Source organism: Devosia sp. P2_G7 (genome assembly GCF_056403495.1).
The window spans coordinates 63,825-87,342 of the sequence record NZ_JBFUFI010000008.1 but is presented as its reverse complement, the minus strand read 5'-3'; the positions used below and the strand labels follow the sequence as shown (position 1 = coordinate 87,342).

General features: G+C 65.8%; 23 protein-coding genes. 5 read left to right on the top strand and 18 right to left on the bottom strand.

All coding sequences use genetic code 11. The features are described 5' to 3' along the window. Positions 1-57 precede the first annotated feature (57 nt). The 3 genes from AC1DWU_RS14425 to melA are packed head-to-tail and all read left to right on the top strand — an operon-like array spanning position 58 to position 3,190. The gene (locus AC1DWU_RS14425; protein WP_477150687.1) at positions 58-948 is read left to right on the top strand and encodes a carbohydrate ABC transporter permease; all 891 of its coding nucleotides are present in this window, start codon (positions 58-60) and stop codon (positions 946-948) included. After that, on the top strand, positions 945-1,820 hold the full coding sequence (locus AC1DWU_RS14420; RefSeq protein WP_477150686.1) for a carbohydrate ABC transporter permease: 876 nt from the start codon (positions 945-947) through the stop codon (positions 1,818-1,820). Before AC1DWU_RS14425 ends, AC1DWU_RS14420 begins: the two co-directional genes overlap by 4 nt. A gap of 53 nt (positions 1,821-1,873) precedes the next feature. Beyond that, the gene (gene melA / locus AC1DWU_RS14415; protein ID WP_477150685.1) at positions 1,874-3,190 is read left to right on the top strand and encodes an alpha-galactosidase; all 1,317 of its coding nucleotides are present in this window, start codon (positions 1,874-1,876) and stop codon (positions 3,188-3,190) included. Between the two features lie 140 nt (positions 3,191-3,330). Here the strand turns inward: melA and AC1DWU_RS14410 are convergent, their stop codons facing one another. From AC1DWU_RS14410 to AC1DWU_RS14325, 18 genes are all read right to left on the bottom strand, one after another. Then, positions 3,331-3,657 (bottom strand): NIPSNAP family protein, encoded by a 327-nt coding sequence (locus AC1DWU_RS14410; RefSeq protein WP_477150684.1) that lies wholly within the window; start codon positions 3,655-3,657, stop codon positions 3,331-3,333. Between the two features lie 98 nt (positions 3,658-3,755). Next, positions 3,756-4,460, bottom strand: coding sequence for a ChuX/HutX family heme-like substrate-binding protein (locus tag AC1DWU_RS14405; protein ID WP_477150683.1), 705 nt, complete (start codon positions 4,458-4,460; stop codon positions 3,756-3,758). Between the two features lie 10 nt (positions 4,461-4,470). Further along, complete coding sequence (locus AC1DWU_RS14400) at positions 4,471-6,174, bottom strand: ABC transporter ATP-binding protein/permease (RefSeq protein ID WP_477150682.1); 1,704 nt, start codon at positions 6,172-6,174, stop codon at positions 4,471-4,473. Positions 6,175-6,236: 62 nt separating this feature from the next. Beyond that, positions 6,237-8,534, bottom strand: a complete 2,298-nt coding sequence (locus AC1DWU_RS14395; RefSeq protein WP_477150681.1) for a TonB-dependent hemoglobin/transferrin/lactoferrin family receptor — start codon at positions 8,532-8,534, stop codon at positions 6,237-6,239. 135 nt (positions 8,535-8,669) lie between these two features. Next, entirely contained in the window at positions 8,670-9,191 is a 522-nt protein-coding gene (locus AC1DWU_RS14390; RefSeq protein WP_477150680.1) for an invasion associated locus B family protein, read from the bottom strand. Further along, positions 9,188-9,985 carry a HugZ family pyridoxamine 5'-phosphate oxidase gene (locus tag AC1DWU_RS14385; RefSeq protein WP_477150679.1) on the bottom strand — a complete coding sequence of 266 codons (798 nt, stop codon included), beginning with the start codon at positions 9,983-9,985 and terminating at the stop codon, positions 9,188-9,190. Before AC1DWU_RS14385 ends, AC1DWU_RS14390 begins: the two co-directional genes overlap by 4 nt. 8 nt (positions 9,986-9,993) lie before the next feature. After that, positions 9,994-11,082, bottom strand: a complete 1,089-nt coding sequence (locus AC1DWU_RS14380; RefSeq protein WP_477150678.1) for an energy transducer TonB family protein — start codon at positions 11,080-11,082, stop codon at positions 9,994-9,996. Position 11,083: 1 nt separating this feature from the next. Beyond that, the gene (locus tag AC1DWU_RS14375; protein ID WP_477150677.1) at positions 11,084-11,518 is read right to left on the bottom strand and encodes an ExbD/TolR family protein; all 435 of its coding nucleotides are present in this window, start codon (positions 11,516-11,518) and stop codon (positions 11,084-11,086) included. Continuing rightward, on the bottom strand, positions 11,518-12,234 hold the full coding sequence (gene tolQ, locus AC1DWU_RS14370) for a protein TolQ (RefSeq protein WP_477150676.1): 717 nt from the start codon (positions 12,232-12,234) through the stop codon (positions 11,518-11,520). The genes AC1DWU_RS14375 and tolQ overlap by 1 nt, the downstream gene beginning before the upstream one ends. Positions 12,235-12,310: 76 nt before the next feature. Beyond that, complete coding sequence (gene hemP / locus AC1DWU_RS14365; protein ID WP_477150675.1) at positions 12,311-12,502, bottom strand: hemin uptake protein HemP; 192 nt, start codon at positions 12,500-12,502, stop codon at positions 12,311-12,313. Positions 12,503-12,647: 145 nt separating this feature from the next. After that, positions 12,648-13,721: a VWA domain-containing protein gene (locus AC1DWU_RS14360; protein ID WP_477150674.1), complete on the bottom strand. Its 1,074-nt coding sequence runs from the start codon at positions 13,719-13,721 to the stop codon at positions 12,648-12,650. Between the two features lie 20 nt (positions 13,722-13,741). Continuing rightward, positions 13,742-14,674, bottom strand: coding sequence for a DUF58 domain-containing protein (locus tag AC1DWU_RS14355; protein WP_477150673.1), 933 nt, complete (start codon positions 14,672-14,674; stop codon positions 13,742-13,744). Beyond that, positions 14,649-15,668 (bottom strand): AAA family ATPase, encoded by a 1,020-nt coding sequence (locus AC1DWU_RS14350; protein ID WP_477150672.1) that lies wholly within the window; start codon positions 15,666-15,668, stop codon positions 14,649-14,651. The genes AC1DWU_RS14355 and AC1DWU_RS14350 overlap by 26 nt, the downstream gene beginning before the upstream one ends. Positions 15,669-15,688: 20 nt before the next feature. After that, positions 15,689-16,519, bottom strand: coding sequence for a S1C family serine protease (locus AC1DWU_RS14345; RefSeq protein WP_477150671.1), 831 nt, complete (start codon positions 16,517-16,519; stop codon positions 15,689-15,691). 311 nt (positions 16,520-16,830) lie between these two features. Then, positions 16,831-18,060: an OpgC family protein gene (locus AC1DWU_RS14340; protein WP_477150670.1), complete on the bottom strand. Its 1,230-nt coding sequence runs from the start codon at positions 18,058-18,060 to the stop codon at positions 16,831-16,833. Next, positions 18,053-19,795, bottom strand: a complete 1,743-nt coding sequence (mdoH, locus tag AC1DWU_RS14335; protein ID WP_477150669.1) for a glucans biosynthesis glucosyltransferase MdoH — start codon at positions 19,793-19,795, stop codon at positions 18,053-18,055. Before mdoH ends, AC1DWU_RS14340 begins: the two co-directional genes overlap by 8 nt. A gap of 43 nt (positions 19,796-19,838) precedes the next feature. Further along, on the bottom strand, positions 19,839-19,982 hold the full coding sequence (locus tag AC1DWU_RS14330; RefSeq protein WP_477150668.1) for a hypothetical protein: 144 nt from the start codon (positions 19,980-19,982) through the stop codon (positions 19,839-19,841). Then, the gene (locus AC1DWU_RS14325; protein ID WP_477150667.1) at positions 19,979-21,574 is read right to left on the bottom strand and encodes an OpgD/OpgG family glucan biosynthesis protein; all 1,596 of its coding nucleotides are present in this window, start codon (positions 21,572-21,574) and stop codon (positions 19,979-19,981) included. Before AC1DWU_RS14325 ends, AC1DWU_RS14330 begins: the two co-directional genes overlap by 4 nt. 158 nt (positions 21,575-21,732) lie before the next feature. On the opposite strand from AC1DWU_RS14325, the gene AC1DWU_RS14320 reads away from it, so the two are divergent. After that, positions 21,733-22,893: a hypothetical protein gene (locus AC1DWU_RS14320; RefSeq protein WP_477150666.1), complete on the top strand. Its 1,161-nt coding sequence runs from the start codon at positions 21,733-21,735 to the stop codon at positions 22,891-22,893. After that, entirely contained in the window at positions 22,886-23,476 is a 591-nt protein-coding gene (locus AC1DWU_RS14315) for a hypothetical protein (protein ID WP_477150665.1), read from the top strand. Before AC1DWU_RS14320 ends, AC1DWU_RS14315 begins: the two co-directional genes overlap by 8 nt. Positions 23,477-23,518: the final 42 nt, after the last annotated feature.

Sequence of the window (23,518 nt, the reverse complement as noted above, 5' to 3'; positions counted from 1 at the left end):
TTGCCGGATGCCCGGGTTGGTCTCACGATGCTGATGGGCAAGCAAGGGCAGGGCAGCATGACGCAGATCGGAGTATCGCCACGCGGTGCCGAGCGGTTCTGGGTCATCGTGTTGTTGCTGCCCACGCTGCTTGGGCTGGCGCTGGGCGCCTTCGGCTCGATCGCCGCCACCATCGGCATCAGTCTCTTCGAGTGGGACCTGTTGAGCCCTGCCAAATGGGTTGGCGTCGAGAACTACCTGGCGCTGCCCGAGAATCGCAATTTCCTCAAGGCGCTCGGCAATACCGCCGCCTTCTCCGCCATCTACGTGCCGGCGACGCTCTGCATTTCGCTGGTGGTGGCGGTGCTGCTCAACCAGCGCATCCGCGGCGTGAGTCTCTTCCGGCTGATCTATTTCATCCCGGTGGTCACCTCGCCCACTGCCGTCGGCCTCGTCTGGACCTGGATCTATTCGAAGGACAAGGGCGTGCTGAACGCCATCATCACCACCCTCGGCGGCGATCCAGTGCATTGGCTCGGCTCGGACATGGCGCTCTACTCGGTGGTGATCGTCAACGTCTGGGGCGCCATCGGCGAGGGGATGATCATCTTCCTCGGCGGCCTGCAGGCCATCCCGCGCGATGTCTACGAGGCGGCGACCATCGACGGCGCTAGCCGCTTCCAGCAGTTCCTCGCCGTCACCGTGCCCATGCTGCTGCCCTCGATCTTCTTTCAGGCAGTGCTCTGCACCATCCACGCCTTCCAGGCCTTCGACTACGTCTACATCCTCACCCAGACCGGCAACGGCGGCTCGAGCCTCCCCATGCTGGTGTTCAATATCTACCGCGAGGGCTTCAACTACTTCCGCATGGGCAATGCCTCGGCCCAGTCCGTGGTGCTGGCGGTGATCGTCCTCGGCCTGACGCTCATCTACTCGCGGCTCAACAAGCGCTGGGGGCAGCACCAATGAGCGTTGTCACCGCCTCGGCCCCCGCCACCGAGCTGCCGACCACCGCGTTCCTCGCCAAGCACCTGCGCGAGAACATCTGGTTCTACCTGGTGCTGATGGCCGGCGGCCTCCTGATGGTCGCACCCTTCGTCTGGATGGTGTCGACAGCGCTGAAGCCGGCTGCCGACCAGTTCACCCGCGACCTGATCCCGCGGCGGATCACCTTCGAGAACTTCGGCAAGGCCTGGGAGCTGATGGAGTTCCAGCACCTCGTCTGGAACTCGTTCCGCATCGCCGCGCTCTCGACCATCGGCCAGGTGGTCACCTGCTCGATGGGCGCCTTCGTCTTCGCCATCGTCCGCTTCAGGGGCCGCGACCTCTTGTTCCTCGTCCTGCTCGCGACGTTGATGGTGCCCTACCAGATGACCGTCATCCCGCAGTTCCTCATTTTCAAGACCTTCGGTCTCTACGGCACCGACGTGCCGCTTTACCTGCCGAGCTTCCTCGGCGGTGCCTTCGGTGTGTTCCTCCTCCGCCAGTACTACCGCACTATCCCGATCGAGCTGCTCGAAGCGGCGCGGCTCGATGGCGCCAGCCTGTTCCGCATCTACTTCTCGATCTACCTGCCGCTGGCCAAGCCCGCGTTGGCTGCGCTCGCCATCTTCGCCTTCATGAGCTCGTGGAACGATCTGTTCAGCGCGCTGATCTATCTGCCATCGGATCTCGAAAAGACCACGCTGCCGGTGGGGCTGGCGCTGTTCCAGCGGCTCTATCGCGCGCAATGGGCGCTGATGATGGCGGCGGTGATCATTTCGATCGCCCCGATCATCGTGGCGTTCTTCTTCGCCCAGAAGCAGTTCATCCAGGGGTTCGCCGCGACCGGCATCAAGTAGCCCCTGACCTCCCCCGCAACCGCTCAGCATCGCTTCGCGATGAAGGAAAACTCATGCTCAAAATCTGTCTCATCGGCGCCGGCAGCACCGTCTTCGCCCAGTCGATCCTCGGCGATGTTCTGTCGAACCCCGCGCTCCAGAACGCCACCATCAGCCTCCACGACATCGACGAGACCCGGCTCTCGACCTCGGTGGTCGTCGCCAACCGCATTGGCCAGACGCTGGGGCTGACCAACCTCAAGGTCGAGGCCACGGCCAACCGCCGCGATGCGCTGCAGGGCGCCGATTTCGTCATCCTGATGATGCAGGTGGGCGGCTACAAGCCGGCGACCGTCACCGATTTCGAGGTGCCCGACAGTTTCGGGCTCAACCAGACGATCGGCGATACCCTCGGCGTCGGCGGCATCTTCCGCGGGCTGCGCACCATCCCGGTGCTGTTCGACATCTGCCGCGACATGGAGCAGGTGTGCCCGGACGCGACGCTGCTGCAATACGTCAATCCGATGGCCATCAACTGCTGGGCCATCAAGGAGAAATTCCCCCACATCAAGACCGTCGGCCTCTGCCACTCGGTGCAGGAAACCTCGCACCAGCTGGCCGAATTGCTCGGCGAGAACCCCGCCGACCTCAGCTACCTCTGCGCCGGCATCAACCACGTCGCCTTCTACCTGAAGTTCGGCAAGGTCCTGCCGGATGGCGAGTTCGAGGACCTCTATCCGCGTTTGAAGGCCATCGCCGCGAACGGCCCGATCCCTGATGATGACCGCGTTCGTTTCGACATGCTGAAACGCGTCGGCCACTTCGTCACCGAGTCGAGCGTCCACTTCTCCGAGTACAACTCGTGGTTCATCAAGCGCGGCCGCCAGGATCTGCTGGACCAGTACAACCTGCGCCTCGGCGAATACCTCTACCGCTGCGAGGATCAGATCGCCGAATGGCACCAGCTGCGCCGCGACCTCGAGGGCGATGCTCCGCTGGAGGTAGAGCAGTCCAACGAGTACGCCGCCGGCATCATCCGCTCGATGACATCAGGCGAGAGCGGCCTGATCTACGGCAACGTCCCCAATCGCGGACTGATCAGCAACCTGCCCGACGATGCGGTGGTGGAAGTACCTTGCCACGTCGATCGCAACGGCATCCAGCCCACCCGCATCGGCCGCATCCCCGATCACCTGGCCTCGATCATGCAGCTCTCGATCAATGTGCAGCGGCAGACCGTTGCCGCGGCGGTGACGGGCAAGCGCGAGCACATCTACCACGCGGCGATGCTCGATCCGCACACGGCGGCTGAGCTATCGCTGGACGAGATCTGGAGCCTGGTGGATCGGCTGATCGAGGCGCATGGGAACTGGTTGCCGGCTTATCGGTAGGCTGGTGCGGCTGGTGCGGGCTGACCCCACCCCTGTCCCTCCCCCCAAAGAATGGGGAGGGAGACGAAAACACCAGCATCTCGGTTGCGTCCCCCTCCCCCCTGTTCAGGGGTGGGGGTCGGCTCGCACCGGCCGCGTCGTCACTTCACGCTCGAAAACCCCGTCGGCGTCAGAAACTGGCTCGACACATTGGCGAGCAGCGGACCATCCGCTTCCGATGCGTCCCGCGCGGCATGCCATTCCGGATCGGCCACGAACGCCGCCCACTTGGTCTCCCGCTCGGCCATCGAGTTCCAGCGCAGCATGTACGTCAGATCGTTGTTCGAATTGCCGATCACGGTCGTCCAGAACCCGGCCTGCTCGATGCCGTGCCGTTCCCAAATGCCCAGCGTATGGTCCTTGAACCGCCGCATCAGATTGGGCAAGCGCCCCGGCAGGCAGGTGTAGACGCGCAACTCGTAGATCATGCTGGCTCCCCTGAGCGTAGTGACGGCCGGTGGGCCGTCGGGCCCGCCTCAATAGGATGATCCGTCCCGGAACGGCAATCGCGCTTTGGGCTAACCCGTCAGTTGACACGCAGCAGCGTCAGGCCCAGCGGCTCGCCGTCGGCGTTGAATGCCTCGCGCTCGCCGGTCACCGAATCCCGGTGCCACTCGGCCACTGCACCAGCCTTGAGGTGCAGGTGGAAATCCGAGCGCATCACGTTGATGAAGCCCATGGCCGGCTTCACCGTCTCGATGGTGCCGCGCCAGAACTGCTGGAAGCCGGGGCGGCGGAAGCCGATCACCACCGGCGATTGCGCCGCCTGCGCGTCCTCAAGTGGCAAACGGCCGGGATCGGTCTCGCTGGCCTCGATGCGCTCACCCGGCGGGGTATCGGGCTTCGCCTCGATCGCCGTGCCGACGCCGAGCGGCGCCACCGCGGCGTCGAACGGCTCGATCCCATCGAAGCCGACGATGCCGCAGATGTAGCTGCCATCGGTGCGGTTGAGGTCGATGCGTGGATACACCTTGTCCTTCATCACGCTGGTGCGGTCGACGATGATCTCGGCGATACCAGCCAGCTCGATCCGGCTCTCGTGCTCGGCCCCGCCGATCACCGCCCAGCCGTCCTCGAAGGTCACGCTCTCGACCGCGCCGATCCGCTCGTGCGTCGCGCCGAGGTGCCGCGCTGTCACCATCAGCTTGCCGATGGCAGGGAGGGTGGCGAGCACGTCGCGGGCGCTGGCCTTGAGGCGGGCGCGGGGCAGGGTGGTCGGCTTGTCGAGCATTGAACTATCCTTAGGCAAGTACGGGTTCGAGGGGCGTGGCCGGCGCTGCGSCGAGTTCGATGGTGCGCAGCGGGCCGAGGCCCTGCGGCTTGCGGTGCGCGACGATGACGAAAGCGGTGTCAGGCAACTCGTGGCGGAGCATCTCGAACAGCCCGGTCTCCGAGGCCACGTCGATGGCGCTGGTGGGCTCGTCGAGATAGGCGAAGGCCGGCCGCTGCAGCAGCAGCCGGGCCAGCGCAAGGCGCTGCAACTCGCCGCCGGAGAGATCGCCGCTGGCCGTCTCGTCGTCGACGAACATCACATCGAGCCGATGTCCGAGCCCCACCGCCTCGAGCGCCGCCTTCAGCTGCTCCAGCGTGAAGGCCTCCGGGCTGGAAGGATAGGCCACCGCATCGAGGATTGAGCCGAGCGGCACATAAGCCTGCTGCGGCAGGAACAGCGCCGGTCCGGCAGGCAGCACGATCCGGCCCTGGGCATGCGGCCAGAGCCTTGCAATCGCCTTGACTAGCGTGGTCTTGCCCAGCCCCGACGGGCCCGCGACCCACACGGTCTCGCCGCGCTCGACCCTGAGCGAGCCCACATCGAGCAGCGGCCGGCCATCCGGCAGCCTGAGGCTGAGCCCGGAAACACTGAGCGGACCATCGCCCCGCTGCACGATGGCCTCGCCCGCCGCGCCGCTGTCGGTCGCCCGCAGGAACCCGTCAAGGCGCGACGATGCGGCCACAAGGTCCGCGAGGTCGCGGTAGGAGAAGATGAACCACGACAGCGTGGTGACGACGCTGGAGAAGGCGGAGCTGACTTCCATCAGCCCGCCGAAGTTGACCGCCCCGGCGAGGAACGACGGCAGCGCCACGAATAGCGGGATGCGCAGCACCGTGTGCTGGTAGGGGTAGGTGAAGCAGCTGAGGATCAGCTCGCGGTTGATCAGCCTGCGCCAGTTGCCCATGATCGCGCCGAAGCGGCTGTCCAGCGTCCGCCGCTCGGCTTCCTCGCCATTGAGGAGCGCGATCTCGTCGACATCGGAGCGCATCCGCGCCAGCGCGAAGCGGAAGTCCGCCTCGTGGCGCTGCTGCTCGACATAGAGCTTCTTGAGCGGGCTGCCGAGCACGTGCGTCAGCAGCGAGCAGAGCGCGACGTAGACGAAGGCGGCGACGAGCATGTAGCGCGGGATCTCGAAGTCGATGCCGATGAAGGCCAGCGACAGCGGGAAGGACGAGAGCTGCCAGAGCAGCGCCACGTAGGAGAAGATCGCAACGATGTTGGTGATGAGGTCGAGCGCCTCGCTCAGCATGCCGTTGATGAACAGCCGGCAGTCATCGGCGATGCGCTGGTCGGGATTGTCCACCCCCGCACCGCTGCCGCCCATGCCGAGATAGGCCTTGTCGGCGAGCCACTTGTCGCGCACCGCCTCGGTCAGCGACCGCCGCCAGCGGATCAGCACCAGCTTGTTGAGATATTGCGCGCTGAGCTCGCGGATCGAGTTGAGCAGCACGATGATGCCGAACACCCCGATCTGGGTCAGCGCAGCGCCGGCATCGACAGCCTCCAACGCCGAGTAGAAATCCTTGGTCCAGGAGATGATCCTGAGCGTCGCGTAGACCCCACCCAGCTTCAGTGCCACCACGGCGACGAACAGCGCCAGCCCAAGTTTTCCGCCCCGCCCGCCGATGCAGAGCTTCAACAACCGCCAGAACTGACCAAGGACGCGGGTCATGCGAAATCTCCGAAAAAGAAGGCGGGAGAGCCGTGGACGGTGCCCTCCCGCGGAGTAGGTGCTTAGAACGTGACCTTGGCGCCGAGCTTGAACGTACGGCCCGGGGCAACCTGCAGTTCGAGCGGGTTCTGGTTGGCAACCGCCGACGAGGCCGGCGTGTTGGCGTACCCAGTCAGCGTGTTGGGGAAGTAGCGGGTATCGAGGATGTTCTGGATGCCCGCGGTGAGCTCGATATTGTCGGTCGGCTCCCACTTGGCGTAGGCGTCGAACACCGAGTAGCCATCCGGCTTGAAGGCATTGGGATCGCTCCGCTCGGTAACCCCGGCGGCGAACGTGCCGATGACCTCGAACTCGAGCCCCTGGACGGGCATCTCGTAGCGCAGCCCTGCAACGACGGTCAGCGGAATGGCACCGTCGAACGGCACCTCAGCAGCGCCGTCGTTGATCTGCACGCCCTTCGAATAGGTGAGGGCGCCGGACGCAAAGAGGTTTTCGTAGACCTCGAACTCGGCGCTCGCCTCGATGCCCCAGAGCTTCACCGTGTCGAGGTTGTCGTAGGTGACGACGTTCGCCGGCTGGCCGGCCACCGGTGCAAAGCTGCGGATGAAGTCGGTGTACTCGCTGTAGAAGCCACCTACCGACAGCCAGCCCCGCTCGAACTCGCCGCGGATACCCGCCTCGTAGCTCGCCACCGCCTCCGGCTTCAGGTCCGGGTTCGGGATCACCTGGTTGCCGGTGAACGGGTCGTTGACCGAAACGAACAGCTGCTGGCTCGTCGGCATCTTGAACCCTTCGCCATAGCCGGCATAAACCGACCAGCTGTCGTCGAGCTCGTAGACCGCGCCGATCCGCTTGATCAGCCGCACGCTCTCCTGCACCTCGGGTTCGAACCCGGGCAGCGGCACGTAGTCCTCATCGCCGGTCGGATCGATCGAATAGGTGGCGAGCCGCACGCCGGGAGTAAGCGTCAGGCGCTCATCGAGCAGCTTGATCTCGTCCTGCAGGTAGATGTCGGCCCGCACCGTCTCAACTTCGGGGAAGTTGAACCCCTGGTTGGGGGTGATGGTAGTGACGCCGGTATCCGAGCGGTACGTGTAGTTGGTCCCTTCGTACTGCGTCATCGTCATATCGCCGTCGAAGCCGTAGGTCAGCGTGTGTGAGGTGTCGCCCCAGCCGAACGACGAAGTCAGCTGCAGATCGCCCTCGAGGAAGGTCTCGCCGTAGTCGCGGATCTGGTGCTGGTCCTGGACGCGGTTCGAATAGATGCGCCGCTGGTCCGACGTCTTGAGTTGCCGCTGCGGCGAGTACGAGACGTTCCACTTGACCGCGTCGAGCCAGTCCGCGCCGACCTGCCACTCATGTTCGAGCGCCAGCCGATAACGGGTCATGTCGACCTCGCGGATATAGCTCTCGGAGTTGTAGGCCGTCGTGGTGGGCGCACCCTGCGTCGAGCCCGAATCCCAGATCTGGTCGATCACCGTGTTCTCGTCGAACAGCTCGAACGTACCGGTGAACTTGTGCGCGTCGCCCGGCGTCCAGACCGCCTTCAGCAGGCCATTGTAGATGCTCGTGTCGGCCGGGAAGAGCACGTTGCAGCGGAAATAGGCTGGGCGCGTGCATCCCCAGATGCCGCCGTCCGGATCCGCGTTGGAGAGCTTTGGCTCTTCGGCACTCATGTGCCCGAAGCTCGCCAGCACCTCGAGGTCGCCGAAATCGTAGGCCCCCGTCACCTGCTTCCGGAAGCTGTTGTCGTAGCTGTCCCAGCCGGTCTTGATCTCCACCGCCCACGGCTTGTCCTGCCCTTCGAGCAGGTCCGACGGGTCGCGCGTCCGGAACGACACCGTGCCGCCCAACGCGTCGGAGCCGGTCAGCACCGAGTTCGGCCCCCGCACCAGTTCGACCGCCTTCATGTTCCACGGATCGACGAAATCGCGGCTGCCGTCGGTGATGATTTCCTGCACGCGGCTGCCGTCGACCAGCATCTGCACGCGGTTGCCGCCGACCCCGCGGATGTTGAATGCGGTGAGCTGGCTGAACGGATTGGTGAGCGAGGTCTGCCGCGTCACCGCGATGCCCGGCTCATACCGCACCAGGTCCTGGATATCGCGGACCACGTGCTTTTCCAGCGTTTTGGCATCGATCACCGCGATGTTCTGCGGCACGTCGAGCACGCTCTTGCTACCGCGCGAAGCGACGACCACGATGCGCTTGAGGATGGTGCTTTGCGCCTCGGTCAGCTCCTGCGCCGCGACCGGCTGCGGAATGGCGCAGAGCAGCGCCACGGTGCTGACGCCGACGAGATGCCAAGGTGATACAAATGCGCGCGCGAAAACGCTCGCGCCGTGCGGCCGATAAGACATGCCTGCCCCCGAAAGAAACCGAAGATGTTGGCTGGCTGTCGGCGCGCCGCTCGCCGCGTGGCTTGCTGTTCATGGCCCGATCGGGCCATCCATTCAGGCTCTATTAAAGGTGAGTATGTGAGTCAAGATTAAATGCTACTGCGCCAGCTCCGCCGTGCGATTGTAGGCGGCAGTGAAGCCGGCAAGTGACAGTGTCACCGTCACGGGCTGGCCGTCGTCGACCTTCACACCTGTGACTTCGAGCGTCGTTCCGACCTTCATGGCGCTGAGCGCCACCTCGTCGAAATCGAGCGGCACCAGGCACCCGGTCTGCACGCAGGTGAGGAAGGGCCGCGCCTGGCCCAATTGCTGGCCGTCGATGCCGAGCTGCACGCCCGCATCGAGCCGCAGCCCGAACGCCGTCAGCAGCATCCCCTCGGCCTTGTTGCCGGTGGGAGCGGCCAGTTCGACCGCCACCAGCGCGTTGCCGGTCTGCGGGTTGCCCGCCGCTTGGGAGAAGGCGCAATCCTTGCCGGCTTCGACCAGCGTGCAGTTCACCGTCCAGCTGCCATGCGCCTCGTTGAGCGCCGAGGCGCCGCCCGGGAGCGTCGCCTGCTGCGCCAGCGCCGGCGATGCCATCAGCATCAGCATCAGCGCGGCGGAGATCAGATGCTTCACGAAGCAACCCTCGCGTCCTTGAGCGGCCGGTTCAGGGCCCGGCGAGCTTCGCCGGCCATTCTCACCAGCGTCGTGTGCATGTCCTTGGACGAGGTGAGCTCGGTCTCGAACCAGACGCGGCGGATATCGTCTCCATCGGCGAGGTCCATGCCCTCGGCATCGACGCCGATCAGCCGCCACTTGCCGGCCGGCGCCTTGGCAAAGTGCTCGGCATAGAGCCCGACGGCCTCGCCGTGATCGTCGTTCATGTGCTCGACGGCGCCCGGCTCGGTCATCGCCAGCTCCGGATTGGCCGGGTTGGCGTTAAGCAGGTGCTCGCGGGTCAACGCATAGGCGCGCCCGAAGCCGGCATTGAACGAGGCGCTCTTCGGCTCGAGCCGGAAGTAGCGGAAATCGCCGAGGCCCGAGTAGAGCTTGGCCTTCTGCTGGTGGATCAGGTAGCGCGTGTCGAGCCGCACGTGTTCCTCGCGGTCGCGCTCCACTTCGCGGGCCTCACAGGCGATAGTGACGCGGGCATGCGCCAGCGGATCGCCCTTCCCGGGATAGCCGATCAGCAGCGAGCAGCGCGGATCGGCGAGGAGCGCGCCGGTATGGGCGGCGAGCTTCGAGATCAGGATGATCGGCGCGCCGTCGAAATCGGTCGAGACGCCGACTCGGGTGGCGATCGGCCAGCCGGTGCCCGGCTCGAGCGTCGCAATCGAGCCCGACCGCGCTGTGCGGATCAGCGTCTTGGCCTCGCGTACCGCATCGGCGGTGGTCTCGAGCAGCACGTCCTTCTTCTTTTCTTCGGTCATTATCGAACTCACTTCTTGAAATAGAGCGGCACCGTGAACGACCACGTCGATCGCCCCGCTGCCTCGGGAATGGGAGGGAAGGGCGCAGCGCGGTCGACTGCCGCCAGTGCGGCATTGTCGAGCGCATCGTTCCCCGAACTGCGGGCAAGCGCGACTTTCACCACCTTACCACTGGCGCCGACCGTAAAGCTCACCAAAGCCTCGCCATCGTCGCCCTTTGCCTTGGACGGATATTTCGCCGCGCGGGTCACCTTGGACTGCACCAGGCCGGGGTACTTGCTGGCGGCGGCGCTGCCGCCATCATTCTTCTTGCCGGCGCCGCCGCCGGATTTCTTGGCGGCGCTGTCGGCATCGGCCAGGCCGCCATTGCCGAGGCTCGCCTGCTTCGATGGCGGCTTTTTCTCGGTCGGCTCTTTCTTCGGCTGTTCCTTCAGCGGCTCAACCTTGGCCTCGACCGGCTTGCGCACGATCCGCGGCTTCGGGATCGGTGCCACCTGCAACTCTTCCTCGACCACCGGCGTAAGGCTCGCCGTCTCCGGCGGTTCCGCCACCTCGACCGGCTTCGTCAGCGCCGGCGGAATCTGCTGGATCGGCGGCTCCGGCGTCAGCTCGCCGATCGTTGCCGTGCGCACCGCCTCGAGCGGATCGGACAGCGACGGGGCAACGCTATCGGCGACGATCGTTGCGGTCGCAACCTGCGGTATCACCGCCTCTGCGGGTGCCATCGAATCCACCGCCGTCAGCACCTCCGCTGACGCAATCTCTTCGCTCTCCGACGGCTCGACCTGCGCCACCTCGACTGGCGCCGCCACAGCTACGACGGCCTTGGCCGGCATAGCTTCAGCCACCTCGACCGGCTCGGTTTCCGTCTCCGGCACTTCCTCCGCCTCGACCTCGCCGCCGGCCGAAACCAGCGTCTCCGTCGCCTCGGTGATTTCCTCGGTCGGGTTGGCCGTGACGGCGTCCATCGAGATGATATCGACGCTCACCGACTCCGCCGCCGTTTCGTCGATTGCGGGATTGAGGTTGAGGAGCAGGAACGCCCCGGCAATCAGGCCGACATGGATGCTGGCGGAAGCAAGGGCGGCCTTCTTCATCTTACTGCTCGCGCTGCTGGGTGATCAGCCCGATGCGGGCGTATCCGGCGCGGCTCAAATCGCCCATCACCTGCATGATCAACCCGTAATCGGCGGTGGCATCGCCACGGATGTAGAGCCGCTGCTCTGCTCCGGCCTCGCCCGCCGCCGCGCCGACCGAGTCGAGGAGCGTTTCGAGCGTGATCTCGTCCTCGCCGAGGTAAATCTGGCCCTCCGGCGTCACCGAAATAGTCAGCGGTTTCGACCCCTCGACCTTCATCTCCGGCGCATTCGTCTGCGGCAGGTCGATCGGCACACCCGAGGTGAGCAGCGGCGCCGTCACCATGAACACGATCAGCAGCACCAGCATCACGTCGACCAGCGGCGTCATGTTGATCTCGCTGATCGCGCCACGTCGGCCACGTCGCCCGCGCGTGCTCTGCAGCGACATGCTCATCAGGCGTTCCCCCGCGCATCGAGCTGCCGCGACAACAGCACCGAGACCCGGTCGGCGAATGCTTCGAGCCGACCGATCAGCCGCCCGGCGTCCCCGCTCAGCTTGTTGTAGGCAATCACCGCCGGGATGGCGGCGAGCAGCCCGAGCGCGGTGGCGAACAGTGCCTCGGCGATACCCGGCGCTACCACGGCAAGGCTGGTGGATTTCGCCGCCGCGATCGAGGTGAAGGCGTTCATGATGCCCCACACCGTGCCGAATAGCCCGACGAATGGCGCGGCGCTCCCCACCGTCGCCAGGAGCGACAGGCTGCGGTCGAGCTTCTCGCTCTCCGCCGCTACCGTGGTGTCGAGCACGATGCGCAGCCGCGCCTGCAGGCCGCCGGAATTGGCGGCGTTCTCGGCGTGGCTGCCGTTCCACTCCTCCATCGCCGCGGCGAACAGCGCACCAAGCCCGGTGCGCGGGCCATCCTTCAGCCGCGCGTAGATCTGCGTCAGCGGCTCGCCCGAGGCGAAGATCCTGTCGAACGCCTTCATCTCGCGTTTCGCCCTGGCATAGGCAGCGGCCTTGGCGAAGATTACCGCCCAGCAGGCGATCGAGGCGAACAGCAGCCCCAGCATCACCGACTTCACCACCCAGTCCGCCTGCATGAACAGCGCGAACATCGACATGTCGTGTGCTGCCGCCACCGGCTCCACGGCTTCGACCACTGTTTCCATCAGACGCCGAACTCCGCGAGGTGGCGGCGCGACAGAGTGGTGAAGAAGCATGCAATCGTGAAGCGCATGGCGGCTCCTATTTGTTGAGGACGAGTTTGCCTTGGCGTGTGATGCGGAGCCGGTAGGTCGAGCCCTGGTGCACGATGCCGATCTCGGTCGCGCTACCGAACAGCTGCTCCGTGGTGAAGCTCGGCTGGCCGGCGGGTAGTTCCGGCTTTTCCGCCGTATCGGGCGAAGCGGTCACGTCCCGCAAATCCTCAAGTCGCATCGTGGCTATCCCGGCCGTCTGCTAAAAACACTAAAACATGACTGTGATTATCATAATTATGCGGACGCGCAAGCGCCACGATTTCGCCGGCCGTCGCGGACGGCAGCGGGTGGTGGTTGCGATCGGCGGTGACGGCTCGGCCCGGCTAGGCGACGCGCCCGAACCACAGCATCGACAGGCCCGCCGCAGCGATGGCGAGCAGCGCACCCACCCCGGCGAACAGGAAGGCGATCTCGGTCAGCTTCTTCTCGCTGATCAGCCGGGTTGAGAGCGAGTTGTAGACCCCGGCAAGGTCGGCGGCGCTCTTCGCCTCGTAGTACTCGCCTTCGGTAGCATCGGCGATCGCCTGCAGCGTGGTGGCGTCGAGCTGCGCCCGCATCGAGCGGCCGCCGAAATCCACCACATCGCCAGTCGCCGAGCCGAAGCCGACGGTGAACACCCGCACGCCATAGTCCCCGGCAAGGCGACCCGCAGCGATCGGGTCGGGGCCCGTGGTCGTCGCGCCGTCGGTGAGAAGGATCACTACCGCGCTGTCATAAGAGCCGGGCTCGACCGGCATGTGCTTTTCCAGCGGTCCGGTCGCGCTCAAAAGGCCATCCGGCTCGCCCGCGGCGCCGAGGGTCCGGCCGAAGCTCGGTAGCCCGAGCTGGTCGCGCTGGTCGCCATCGGTGTCGAAGCTCTCGTCTGGGAAGATGGTCGCCAGTGCCACCAGTACGCCCGAACCCACCGCCGTTCCGCGCCTCAGGTCGAAGCTGTTGATCGCCTGGTACAGCGCTTCGCGGTCGATGGTCGGGGCCTGGACCAGCACCGCGGCCGAGGCAAAGGCCACGATGCCGATCTGCACGTCGGCCGGCTGGTTCTTGATGAAGGCCTTCGCCGCCTCCTGCGCGGCCACGATGCGCGACGGCTCGACATCGCGGGCCCGCATCGAGCCCGAGACATCCATCGAGAGGATCACGGTGGCGCGCGATGACGCCAGTTCCACCACCGCAGCCGGGCGGGCCACGGCGACGATCAGCACGGTGATCGCCCCAAGCAACAGCGTCGGGGGCACGTGCCGGCGCCAGCCGACCCCTTTGCCCATCGCCTGTTTGACGATGGCGAGGTTGGCGTAGCGCAGGGCCGATTTCTTCCGGCGCCGCATCAGCCAGATGTAGGCGCCGATCAACAGCGGCACCAACACCAGCAACCAGAGCATGTCCATCCAGATGAAGGTCATGTCGTCACCCGTCGTCTAAGTTACGCGCCCGCCATCGCGGGCAGATTGCCGCCTCCACCGAGTCGCGACTGCACCTTGCGCATATTGGCAAAGCGCAGCAGCGCATCGACCAGATCGTCGGAAGTCGAGAGTTCGAGTACATCGAGGCCGGCGGCGGCAAACGCCTCCATCTGCGCCTCTTCGTTGCGTTGCGCCGCTGCGACAAAGCGGCGGCGGAAGCCCTTGTCGACGGTGTCGACGAACAGCTGTTCGCCCGTCTCCGCGTCCTGGAACAGCAGCATGCCGACATCGGGCAGCGCCATGTCGAGCGGATCGAGCAACCGCACCGCCACTGCCTCGTGGCGCCTGCTCAGCTGGAACAGCCCGCGCTCCCAGCCCGGCTTCGAGATGAAATCGGAGACCACGAAGCAGATCGAGCGCCGCTTGATCACCGAGGCCGCCCGCGCGAGGAAGGCGTTGAGATCGGTCTGCGGCGAGCGCAGCAGCCGCGGATTGGCGAACACCTTGTCGACGAGGTGCAGCACATGCCGCCGACCGGTATGCGGTGGGATGACGAAATCCGATTGGCCGTTGAACAGGATCGCGCCGACCTTGTTGCCCTGTCGCGTCAGCAGCCGGGTCAGCACGGCGGTGAACTCGGTGAGCATCTGGCGCTTGGTCACCTGGTCCGAGCCGAAATCCACCGAGGGGCTGAGATCGAGCAGGAACCAGGCGGTGACGTCGCGGTCCTCGTTGTAGATTCGCACATGCGGCACCTGCGTGCGCGCCGTGACGTTCCAGTCGATGTGCCGGACGTCATCGTAGGTCTGGTATTCACGCAGGTCCGCGAAATCGAGGCCGAAGCCGCGGAACAGCGTGCGGTAGTCACCCTGCAGCAAGCCGTCGAGCTTGCGGATCACCGTCCATTCGAGGCGGCCGAGGAGCTTCTCAGCCTGCTGCGGCGATGCGGACATGCGCCTCCAGGGGTTTCTCGGGTGCGGGAACGGCCTTGAGAATCTGGCCGACGATCTGGTCGGGCGTGATCGACTCCGAGATCGCCTCGTAGGAGAGGACGATCCGGTGCCGCAGCACGTCCGGGGTGACATCGAGCACGTCCTCGGGCAGCACGTATTCACGGCCGCGGAGGAAGGCGAGGGCGCGGCCGGCTTCGATCATGTTGATGGAAGCGCGCGGACTGGCACCATAGGTGAGGAACCGCTCCATCTCGCCGAGCCCCGCCGACGCGGGGTTGCGCGTGGCGCTCACCACCTTCACCGCGAACTGGATCAGCGACGGATCGACGAACAGCTGCCGGCATTTCGCCTGCAGCCCGACCAGTTGCTCGGTGGTCGCCACGCGCGCCACCGCCTGCATGAGGCCGGTGACCCGCGAGACGATGACGAACTCCTCCTCTTCGCTCGGATAGCCGACGAGGACCTTCATCATGAACCGATCGACTTGCGCCTCGGGTAGGGGATACGTGCCCTCGGTCTCGATCGGGTTCTGCGTCGCCATAACGACGAACGGATTGGGCACCTTGTGAGTCTCGCCCGCGATGGTGACCTGCCGCTCCTGCATCACCTCGAGCAGCGCGCTCTGCACCTTGGCCGGAGCGCGGTTGATTTCGTCGGCCAGCAGCAGGTTGCAGAACACCGGTCCCAGCGAGGTCGAGAAGTCACCGGATTTCTGGTTGTAGATACGTGTGCCGACGAGGTCGGATGGGACGAGATCAGGGGTAAACTGCACCCGCTTGAAGCTGCCCTGGATGACGTCGGCCAGCGTGTTGACCGTCAGCGTCTTCGCGAGGCCTGGCACGCCCTCGACCAGCAGGTGCCCCTTGGCAAGCAGCGCCACCAGCACCCGTTCGAGAAAATGGTCCTGCCCGACCACGACTTTCTTCACCTCGTACAGCACCTGCTCCATCAAGGAAGCGACGGCGGCGCCTGAGTCTTTCGATGTGTCGTCCATTTTCTCCGTCGGGGTTCGAGTTACAGCGGGTTTTCTCCTGCCGCCGCGGCGGCGTTCTCGATCGGCACGGCAAAGCCGATGCCGGCAAAGGTGCGAAGTCCGGATGGGTTGAGGATGGCGGTGACGATACCCACCACTTCGCCATCGGCATTGACCAGCGGCCCGCCGGAATTGCCCGGGTTGGCGGCCGCGTCGAACTGGATGAGGTTCTGCAGCTTGGGCTGGCCTTCTTCCGCCAGCACCCGGCCGAGCCCGGACACCACGCCGGCCGAAGCCGAAGGACCGATGCCGAACGGGAAGCCCACCGCCACCACCGCGTCGCCAGGACTGAGTCCGGCACTCGGGGCGAGCGTTGCCGGCTGCAGGTCATCGGGCAGCACACGGGGGCGGATGATGGCGAGGTCGCTATCGGCCCGGGCGCCGACGATCATCGCCTCAGACTCGGTGCCATCCCAGAACTGCACCCGCAGGTTCTTGGCCGCCCCGGCGACGTGGAGATTAGTGAGGATCGTGCCCATGTCGTCGATGACGACGCCGGTGCCGACCGCGGTGAAGCGCTCGTGGAAGTCCTCTTCCACCTTGCCTTCCGCCGGCAACTCAGCCTTCTCGCTCTCCGGCTTGGCGGCTGACGGATTGTCCGTGGCATCCTCGTAGCCATCCACCCGCACCACCGAGCGGATAACCGTCGCATAGGCGACCGACTCGATCGATGCACCGGGCGGCCGCTCGTCCACCACCTTGTTGACGGCGGTCATGAACTGCCAGTCGCTGATGCGCTGTGGGTCGGGGGCGATCAGGTCGTAGGCGCCAATCAGCAGCAGCGTGACCAGCGCGCCGAGCCCGACCAGCACCGGACCCTGATGCTGCTGATAGAGCTTGCTCCACCACGCAGCGAGGCGGCGTCGAAGCGTCGGACCGGTCGTTTCATCTGGAAGATCGACATAGACGGGACTTACGCCATCCGGCGCGACCCAAGCTGAACCCGCCGTGGTCCGCGGCCTTTGTGATCGGCTATAGAGTGGTCGCCGTCGGGTCACCAAACGCTCCCGCGCTCGAGTGGGCTGGCCCCTCCCTCGACTAGTAGGCTAGTCCCAGCCGCGACCGCGCGGCAAGGCGCAAGCTTGCAACTGTTGTGGGCGCTCTCAGAAATGTGACAGTTGTGTCAGGATGCTGCGCGGGTCGCCGCGCGCGTCATCTCCTGCGTGCGGGTCAGCACATAGGCGAGCCCCACGAGCGCCAGCAACCCGCCGCCGAGCAGCAGCGTGTCGAGCAGCAGGCCGCCCTTGGTGCCGGTCTTCACGGCCTGGAGGAACAGGCTCAGCACGGTGCCGGTCGCGAACACCGCAAGTCCTTGCCGGCCCATCAGCCGCAGCGGAGCGGCGAAACGCGATTGCGCGACCCGGTACATCACGCCCAGCGACGCCAGCACGTAGAACAGCGCCAGCGCATGCAACAGCCGGGGCAGCGCGAGGAAGGTCTTGTCGAACCAGGTGACGTAGAACGGCAGCCCGAGTCGGCTGAGGAAGCCGAGCATGTTTCGCCCCGCATCGCCCAGAGGCGGCACCTTAACCCACAGCAGCACCACGAGGAGGAACGCCGCGCAGAGCCCGAACAGCAGTGGGCTTTTCGGCACGAAACGGCGCCCCTGCTTCATCGCCATTCCCGACAGCAGGCCGACGACGAACAGGATCTGCCAGGAGAACGGATTGAAGAACCAGCCGCCCTGCGTCGGGAAGTTCGGCAGGTTCAGCCGGAACTGCCCCGCCAGCACCCACAGCGCGATCGAGCCGAGCATGGTCTGCACCGGCCAGCGCAGGCCGAGCCCGATGATCAGCGGCGTCGCCAGCAACAGCATGATGTAGAGCGGCAGGATGTTGAGATAGCCCAGCTGATGCGTCATCAGCGGGAGCCCGATCATGGTCTGCAGCGGGAAGCCGAAGATCGGCGCTATGTTGTTCTTCTCCAGTACCTCGTCGAGCCCGAAATACAGCGCCGCCGATGCAAAGATCGCGAGCGCGATCAGGGTGATGCTCAGATGCACGAAATAGAGTTGCCGCGCCCGCGCCCAGACCTTGGCGATCGCCGGCCATAGCGGACCGCTGGCGAAGCGGCCGGAATAGGCGAGCCCCGCTGCCAGCCCGGACATGAACACGAACGCTTCGGCGGCATCAGAGAAGCCGAAGTTCCGGCTGGTCAGGGTCTCGTAGAAAGTGCCGGGCACGTGGTTGATGAAGATCATCACCAGCGCCAGGCCGCGGAACATGTCGAGCCGCGGGTCACGTCCTACCGGCGGCGTCGCGGCGATCTCGCGGTCGAGCGCTGGCAGGCCTACCAGCGCCTTGAGGCGCTCGAGCAGCGGCGCGCGCTTCAGCGTGGCGAGGGTCTCAGGCATGGACAGGCGTCGTTCCGGCAATGGCGGGTTCGGCAGGGGCAGGCCCCTGCTGCGTCCAGCTCAGGAAAATGCGCTGCTGCTCGATGATGACGGGCGCCGGCGCGCTTTCGGACGGGGTGGTGAAGAGGATCGGCTTGCGGCTGGTGACGCCGCGCGAGGTCGCGGCGATCAGCAACGGTGCGCCGATCGCGGGCAGTGCCACGGGCAACAGCCAGGGCACCAGCTCGCTGGCAAAGGCCGAGGCGATGGCCAGCACGACCGCGCCGGCGACGGTGACCCACCAACTCGCGGCGAACGCTGTCGAAAAGCTCACCCGGCCCTCGTCCCGGTTTGTCGCCGGCCAGCCGCCATCGAGCCCGAGGAGGATCTCGATCACCGCCTTGCTCTGGAAGCACAGCATGATCGGTGCAAGGAGGGTCGAGAGCAGCACCTCGCTGATCACCGACAGCGCCGCCCGGATCGTGCCCCCGAAACCCTGGTTGCGGCGGCCGAGCGTCGAGCGGGCGAGGATCAGGAACTTCGGAAGCAGCAGAGCCACGGCCACCGCGACGGCGAGCACCCAGATGCCGGTCTCGTTGTCGCGCCACCAGTAGCGGCTGGGCAACGCCGCGGCGAGAATGCTCGCTGCCAGCAGCGCCAGCCACAGCGGTGAGGCGGCATAGGCCATGATGCCCTGCACGAACGTGAACCGGCTCCAGAACTTCAGCTCCGGCGCGGCCAGTACCCGGCGGTGCTGCAGGTTGCCTTGGCACCAGCGGCGGTCGCGCTTGGCATACTCGATCAGGTTCTCCGGCCCTTCCTCGTAAGAGCCGCCCAGATACGGATCGACCTCGACCTTCCAGCCGGCCCGCGACAACAGCGCCGCCTCGACATAGTCGTGGCTGAGGATGTGCCCGCCCGCCGGCGGCTTGCCCGAGAGCACCGGTAGCCCGCAACTCGCGGCGAAGGCCGAAACGCGGACGATGGCGTTGTGCCCCCAATACGGCCCTTCCTCGCCCTGCATCAGCGCCGTGCCGCGCGCAAAATAGGGTGAGAGGTATGCCGACGAGAATTGCATCAGCCGGCCGAACAGGCTTTGCGCATGGATCACCTGCGGCACTGTCTGCAGCAGCCCGAGCCGCTGATCGTCGTCCATCCGCTTCGCCATCGCGGCGATGGTGGCGCCATCCATCAGGCTGTCGGCATCGAGGATCAATGCATAGTCATAGGCGCCGCCCGAGCGCGAGATGAAGTCCTCGATATTGCCGGCCTTCTTCCCAATGTTCCGCTCGCGCCGACGGTAGAACACCCGGCCTTCGGCCTGCGGCTCATGCAGCAACTGCTCGAACCAGATGATCTCGTCGGCCGCGACTTCCGGCGAATTGGTGTCTGACAGCACGGCGAAATGGAACCGATCGGCGATGCCGAGCGCGACGAGGCTGCGGTTCATCGCAGCGACGCGCGAGAAGCTGGCGGCAGCGTCCTCGTTGTAGACCGGCATCAGGATCGCGGTCATGCCGTCGGGCCGCGCCACTGCCGTCGGCACCCGCTTCGGCGGAGCCAGCACGCCGAGAATACCGGCGACGCCTCCCCACACCAGCCAGAACCCGACCAGCGTGAACAGCACAGTGCGCAGCACGTCCAGCGCACTGGTGCCGTCGGCACCGATGAACTGCACGTACAGCCAACCGCCGCCAAGGCTCAGCAGCGCCGACGCGGCGAGCGCCAGCGAGCGGGTGAGACGGGCTTGCGCCATCTGTCAGGAACCGGGGGAAAGCATGGGGTGAGGCTCCCTGCCGTCAGAACCGCGGCAACGCCGCGGCGAACGCCTGGCGCAACACCATGAAAATCGAGCCCCGCCGACGCTCCAGCACCTGCTTGGGCATCGCGAGGGGGGCATCAGGAAGCGCGCCCGAGAAGTCACCAGAACGGTCGTGCCTCATGCTTGTCCCCTCCACTGGTAAAGCCAGGTTTCGCTGAGCGTCCGGCCCGTGCTGACGATATTGGCCTTGAGTTCCACCGGGCCTTGCCCGTCGATCATCACGTCGAGCGCCAGCCGCCACACGCCGTTGGCATCGACCTTCGAGAGCGCCGTCGAGGTAATCTCGCCGCCGGCGGCGGTCGCCACCACGTCGAGCTTGGCTTCGGCCGGTATCTCCACGAGTTCGCCGCCGGTGAAGTCGATGACGAACTTCCTCAGCTTCACGTCGTTCGCGACGCCCGACACGCCGCCCTGGCCGGCGCGTGTCTCGACCACATGCGCCAGCGGCGCATCGGCCTTGGGCAAGAGGTCGCCCCAGATCAGCCGGTAGTGGAACTCGCGTTCGTCGCCGGCCTTGATCGGATCGGCCGGGATCCAGAACGCCACGATATTGTCCTCGGCCTCGAGCCGCGACGGCGCCTCGATCAGCCGCACGCTGCCCTGGCCCCAGTCGCCGACCGGCTCGACGCGTGCGGACGGACGGCGCTCGTAATGCGCACCGGCATCCTGGTACGTCTCGAAGCTGCGGTCGCGCTGGTAGAGCCCGAACGCCCGCGGGTTGTTCTCCCACAGGTACGAGTTGCCCAGCTGCGCCGTGTTGTTGAGCGCCCGCCAGAACACTTCGCCGCCGTCGCGCTCGACGATCAGGCCGTTGCTGTCATGCACCTGCGGCCGGAAGTCATCGAAGCCGGCGCGGTTGGCCTCCGCGAACAGGAACATCGAGGTCAGCGGCGCGATGCCGATCTCGCCGATATCGGCGCGGAAGAACAGCCGGGCAGTGATGTCGATCGCCGTTTCCTGTGCCGCGTCGCTGGCCGGTGTGATCTCGAAACGGTAGGCGCCGGTGACGCTCGGACCCTCAAGGCTCGCATAGGCGACCAGCGGCTTGCCCTCGGTCGGACGTTCCAGCCAGAACGCCGAAAAGCGCGGGAACTCCTCCGGCCCTGCCTGCCACGAGTCGATGGCGAGGCCACGGGCGCTGAGCCCGTAGATATTGCCGCGTCCCAGTGCCCGGAAGTAGCTCGATCCAAGGAACGAGACCAGCTCGTCCATCTTGTCGGGTTCGTTGACCGGATAGTTGATGCGCATCCCGGCGATGCCGGGGAATGCCTCGGCAGCGGCCTCTTCGCCCATCGCCGCGTCATAGAACATGAAATCGGCGTTGGAGAAGCCGAACGGCGTCGCCTTGCCGTCGACCACCTCGAACACGCCCACCGGCTCCTTGAACAGCCAGCCCATCGGGAAGGCGTGCACCTGGAAGCCGGAATTGTTGTCGAGCCAGCGCGCGTGCTGCGCGTCGAACTGGATCTTGCGGTAGCCGTCGTAGTCGAGCCCCGCGAACAGCTTTGGCAGTTCCGGCACCGCCGCATTGAACGGCTCGGCCGCCTTCGCCCGCATGCGTTCGGTCAGCACTTCATAGTCGAAGGCCTCCGCTGCGCTCTCCTGAGCGAAGGCGACGCGGGTGAGGGAGGTGGTGGACAGGAGCGCAGCCGTGGCAACGGCGGCTCGGAGAAAGGCTCGCCGACCGAGCCGATGGTGAGAAATAGAATACATGCACAGTCGCTATGGAGGGATCGGGACACCAAACACGAATTCCGCAACGCCGTTGAGCGCCGAAAGTTGTCGCATAGGAGCTATGCGCCGACGGAATGGATATGATTTCGCCGCATTGCGTTACGAGTTCTGGCAGTTTCCCTGCCCGGATTTAGCCGATGAGCGACGCCGTCGCGTTGCGCCCCGCGCGAACGCTACCCCTAGGCCTTGTATTGGTGCTCATCCCGCTCGCCTTTGCGATCGCCGGGTTGGCGATCCGCTACCTGGCCTTTGCAGCCACCGTCCATGACGCATCGCTCGCCAATTTCGCCCAGGGCATGTGCCGGTGGGATTGCGCCTGGTACGTGAAGCTGTCGCAGACCGGCTACGATCCGTTCCCGGTGCCGACGATGATCAATGCCGGCAACTGGGCCTTCTTCCCGCTCTATCCGATCCTCGTCGCCATCGTCCGCACCCTGACCGGGCTCGAGACCATCGTCGCCGCTACCGGCCTCTCGATCCTCCTCTGCATCGTCTCGGCCCGCGTCGCCTGGCCGCTGCTCGGCAGGGACCTGCGCGCCTACACCCTGTTCGCGGCCTTCCTCCTCGCCGGGCCGTTCTCGATCTGGTTCACCACCTTCTACACCGAGGTGCTGTTCCTGCTGCTGACCCTCTGCGTCTTCGCGGCGCTGCAGAAGAAGCAGTTCTTGCTCGCCGGCCTGTTCGCCGCGCTGCTTTCGGCCACCCGCATCGTCGGCGTGTTCATCGTCTTCGCCATCCTCATCGAGATCTGGCAGTCGCACCGCGCCGCCGGCGGCAGCTGGCGCGATTTCGTGCCGGCCGTGCTGAAGCAGCCAACGCACCTGCTGGCGCTGTTCGTCGCCCCGCTCGGCCTCTTCGCCTACATGGCGTACCTCCACGTCCACATCGGCGACGCCCTGGCCTTCAGCCATGTGCAGCGCGCATGGTCCCGGCCATCCGGCAACCCCTTGGTGTTTGTCTGGAACGCGCTGACCAGCTTCCCCAAGGAGGGCTGGATCCCCACTCCATCGCAGCAGCTCGCCGTGGCGACGATCATCGGCTACGTCCTCTCCATCATTCTGCTGGTGAAGAAGCGCTACGGCATGGCCGTCTATGCGCTGATCTGCCTGACCCTGCCGCTGTTCGCCGGCATGGCCTCGGTGCTCCGCTTCACCGCCGCCCTGGCGCCGATGCCGCTAATGCTGACCGAACTGCTGGCCCGCCGCCGCTGGCTGTTCGCCATCGCGCTGCTTGGCCTCCTCGCCGCCGGCTACTTCACCACGATCGGCTGGCTCACGGGGTATCTCAGCCTTGTCTAACCCCCTCCGCCTCGGTGCCTATCTGCTGGTCGGCCTCCTCGCCCTGTTCGAGCTCGTCGTGCTATGGCTGATGCTGCACCCGAACGTCACGCCCGATTACCGCGCCTACTACATCGACAAGACCACCACCTGCCTTAACCAGCCGGTCATCGGCACCTACACCCTCGGCACCGTGGTCCCCTTCACCCCCGAGGGCAGGGATGCCGCCAAGCTGATCCGCGTCTGCGGTTGGGAGCGACCCACCGGCGACGGCACCCACACTGTCGGCACCAGCGCCCGCCTGCGCTTCGCCTATGCCGAGCCGGCCAACGGCCTGACCCTGAAACTCAGCATGGTCCCCGTGCAGAAGGACGGCCAGCTCACCACCCAGCGCGTCGAGATCGTCGCCAACGGCACCCTGGTGGATACCGTGACACTCGATGCTCCCACGCCGCAGGATGTCACCCTGCCGATCCCGGCTCCCGCCGACGGCAAGCTCGAGCTCGAACTGCGCTTCCCCGACGCAGTGCAGATGGGACCCACGGATCCGGACAACCGGCTGCGCTCGATCAAGCTGCTTTCCGTCGCTCTCCTCCCCGCCTGAACTTTCCTTAACCGATCGGTTGACAACCATCATTGGGAGGAG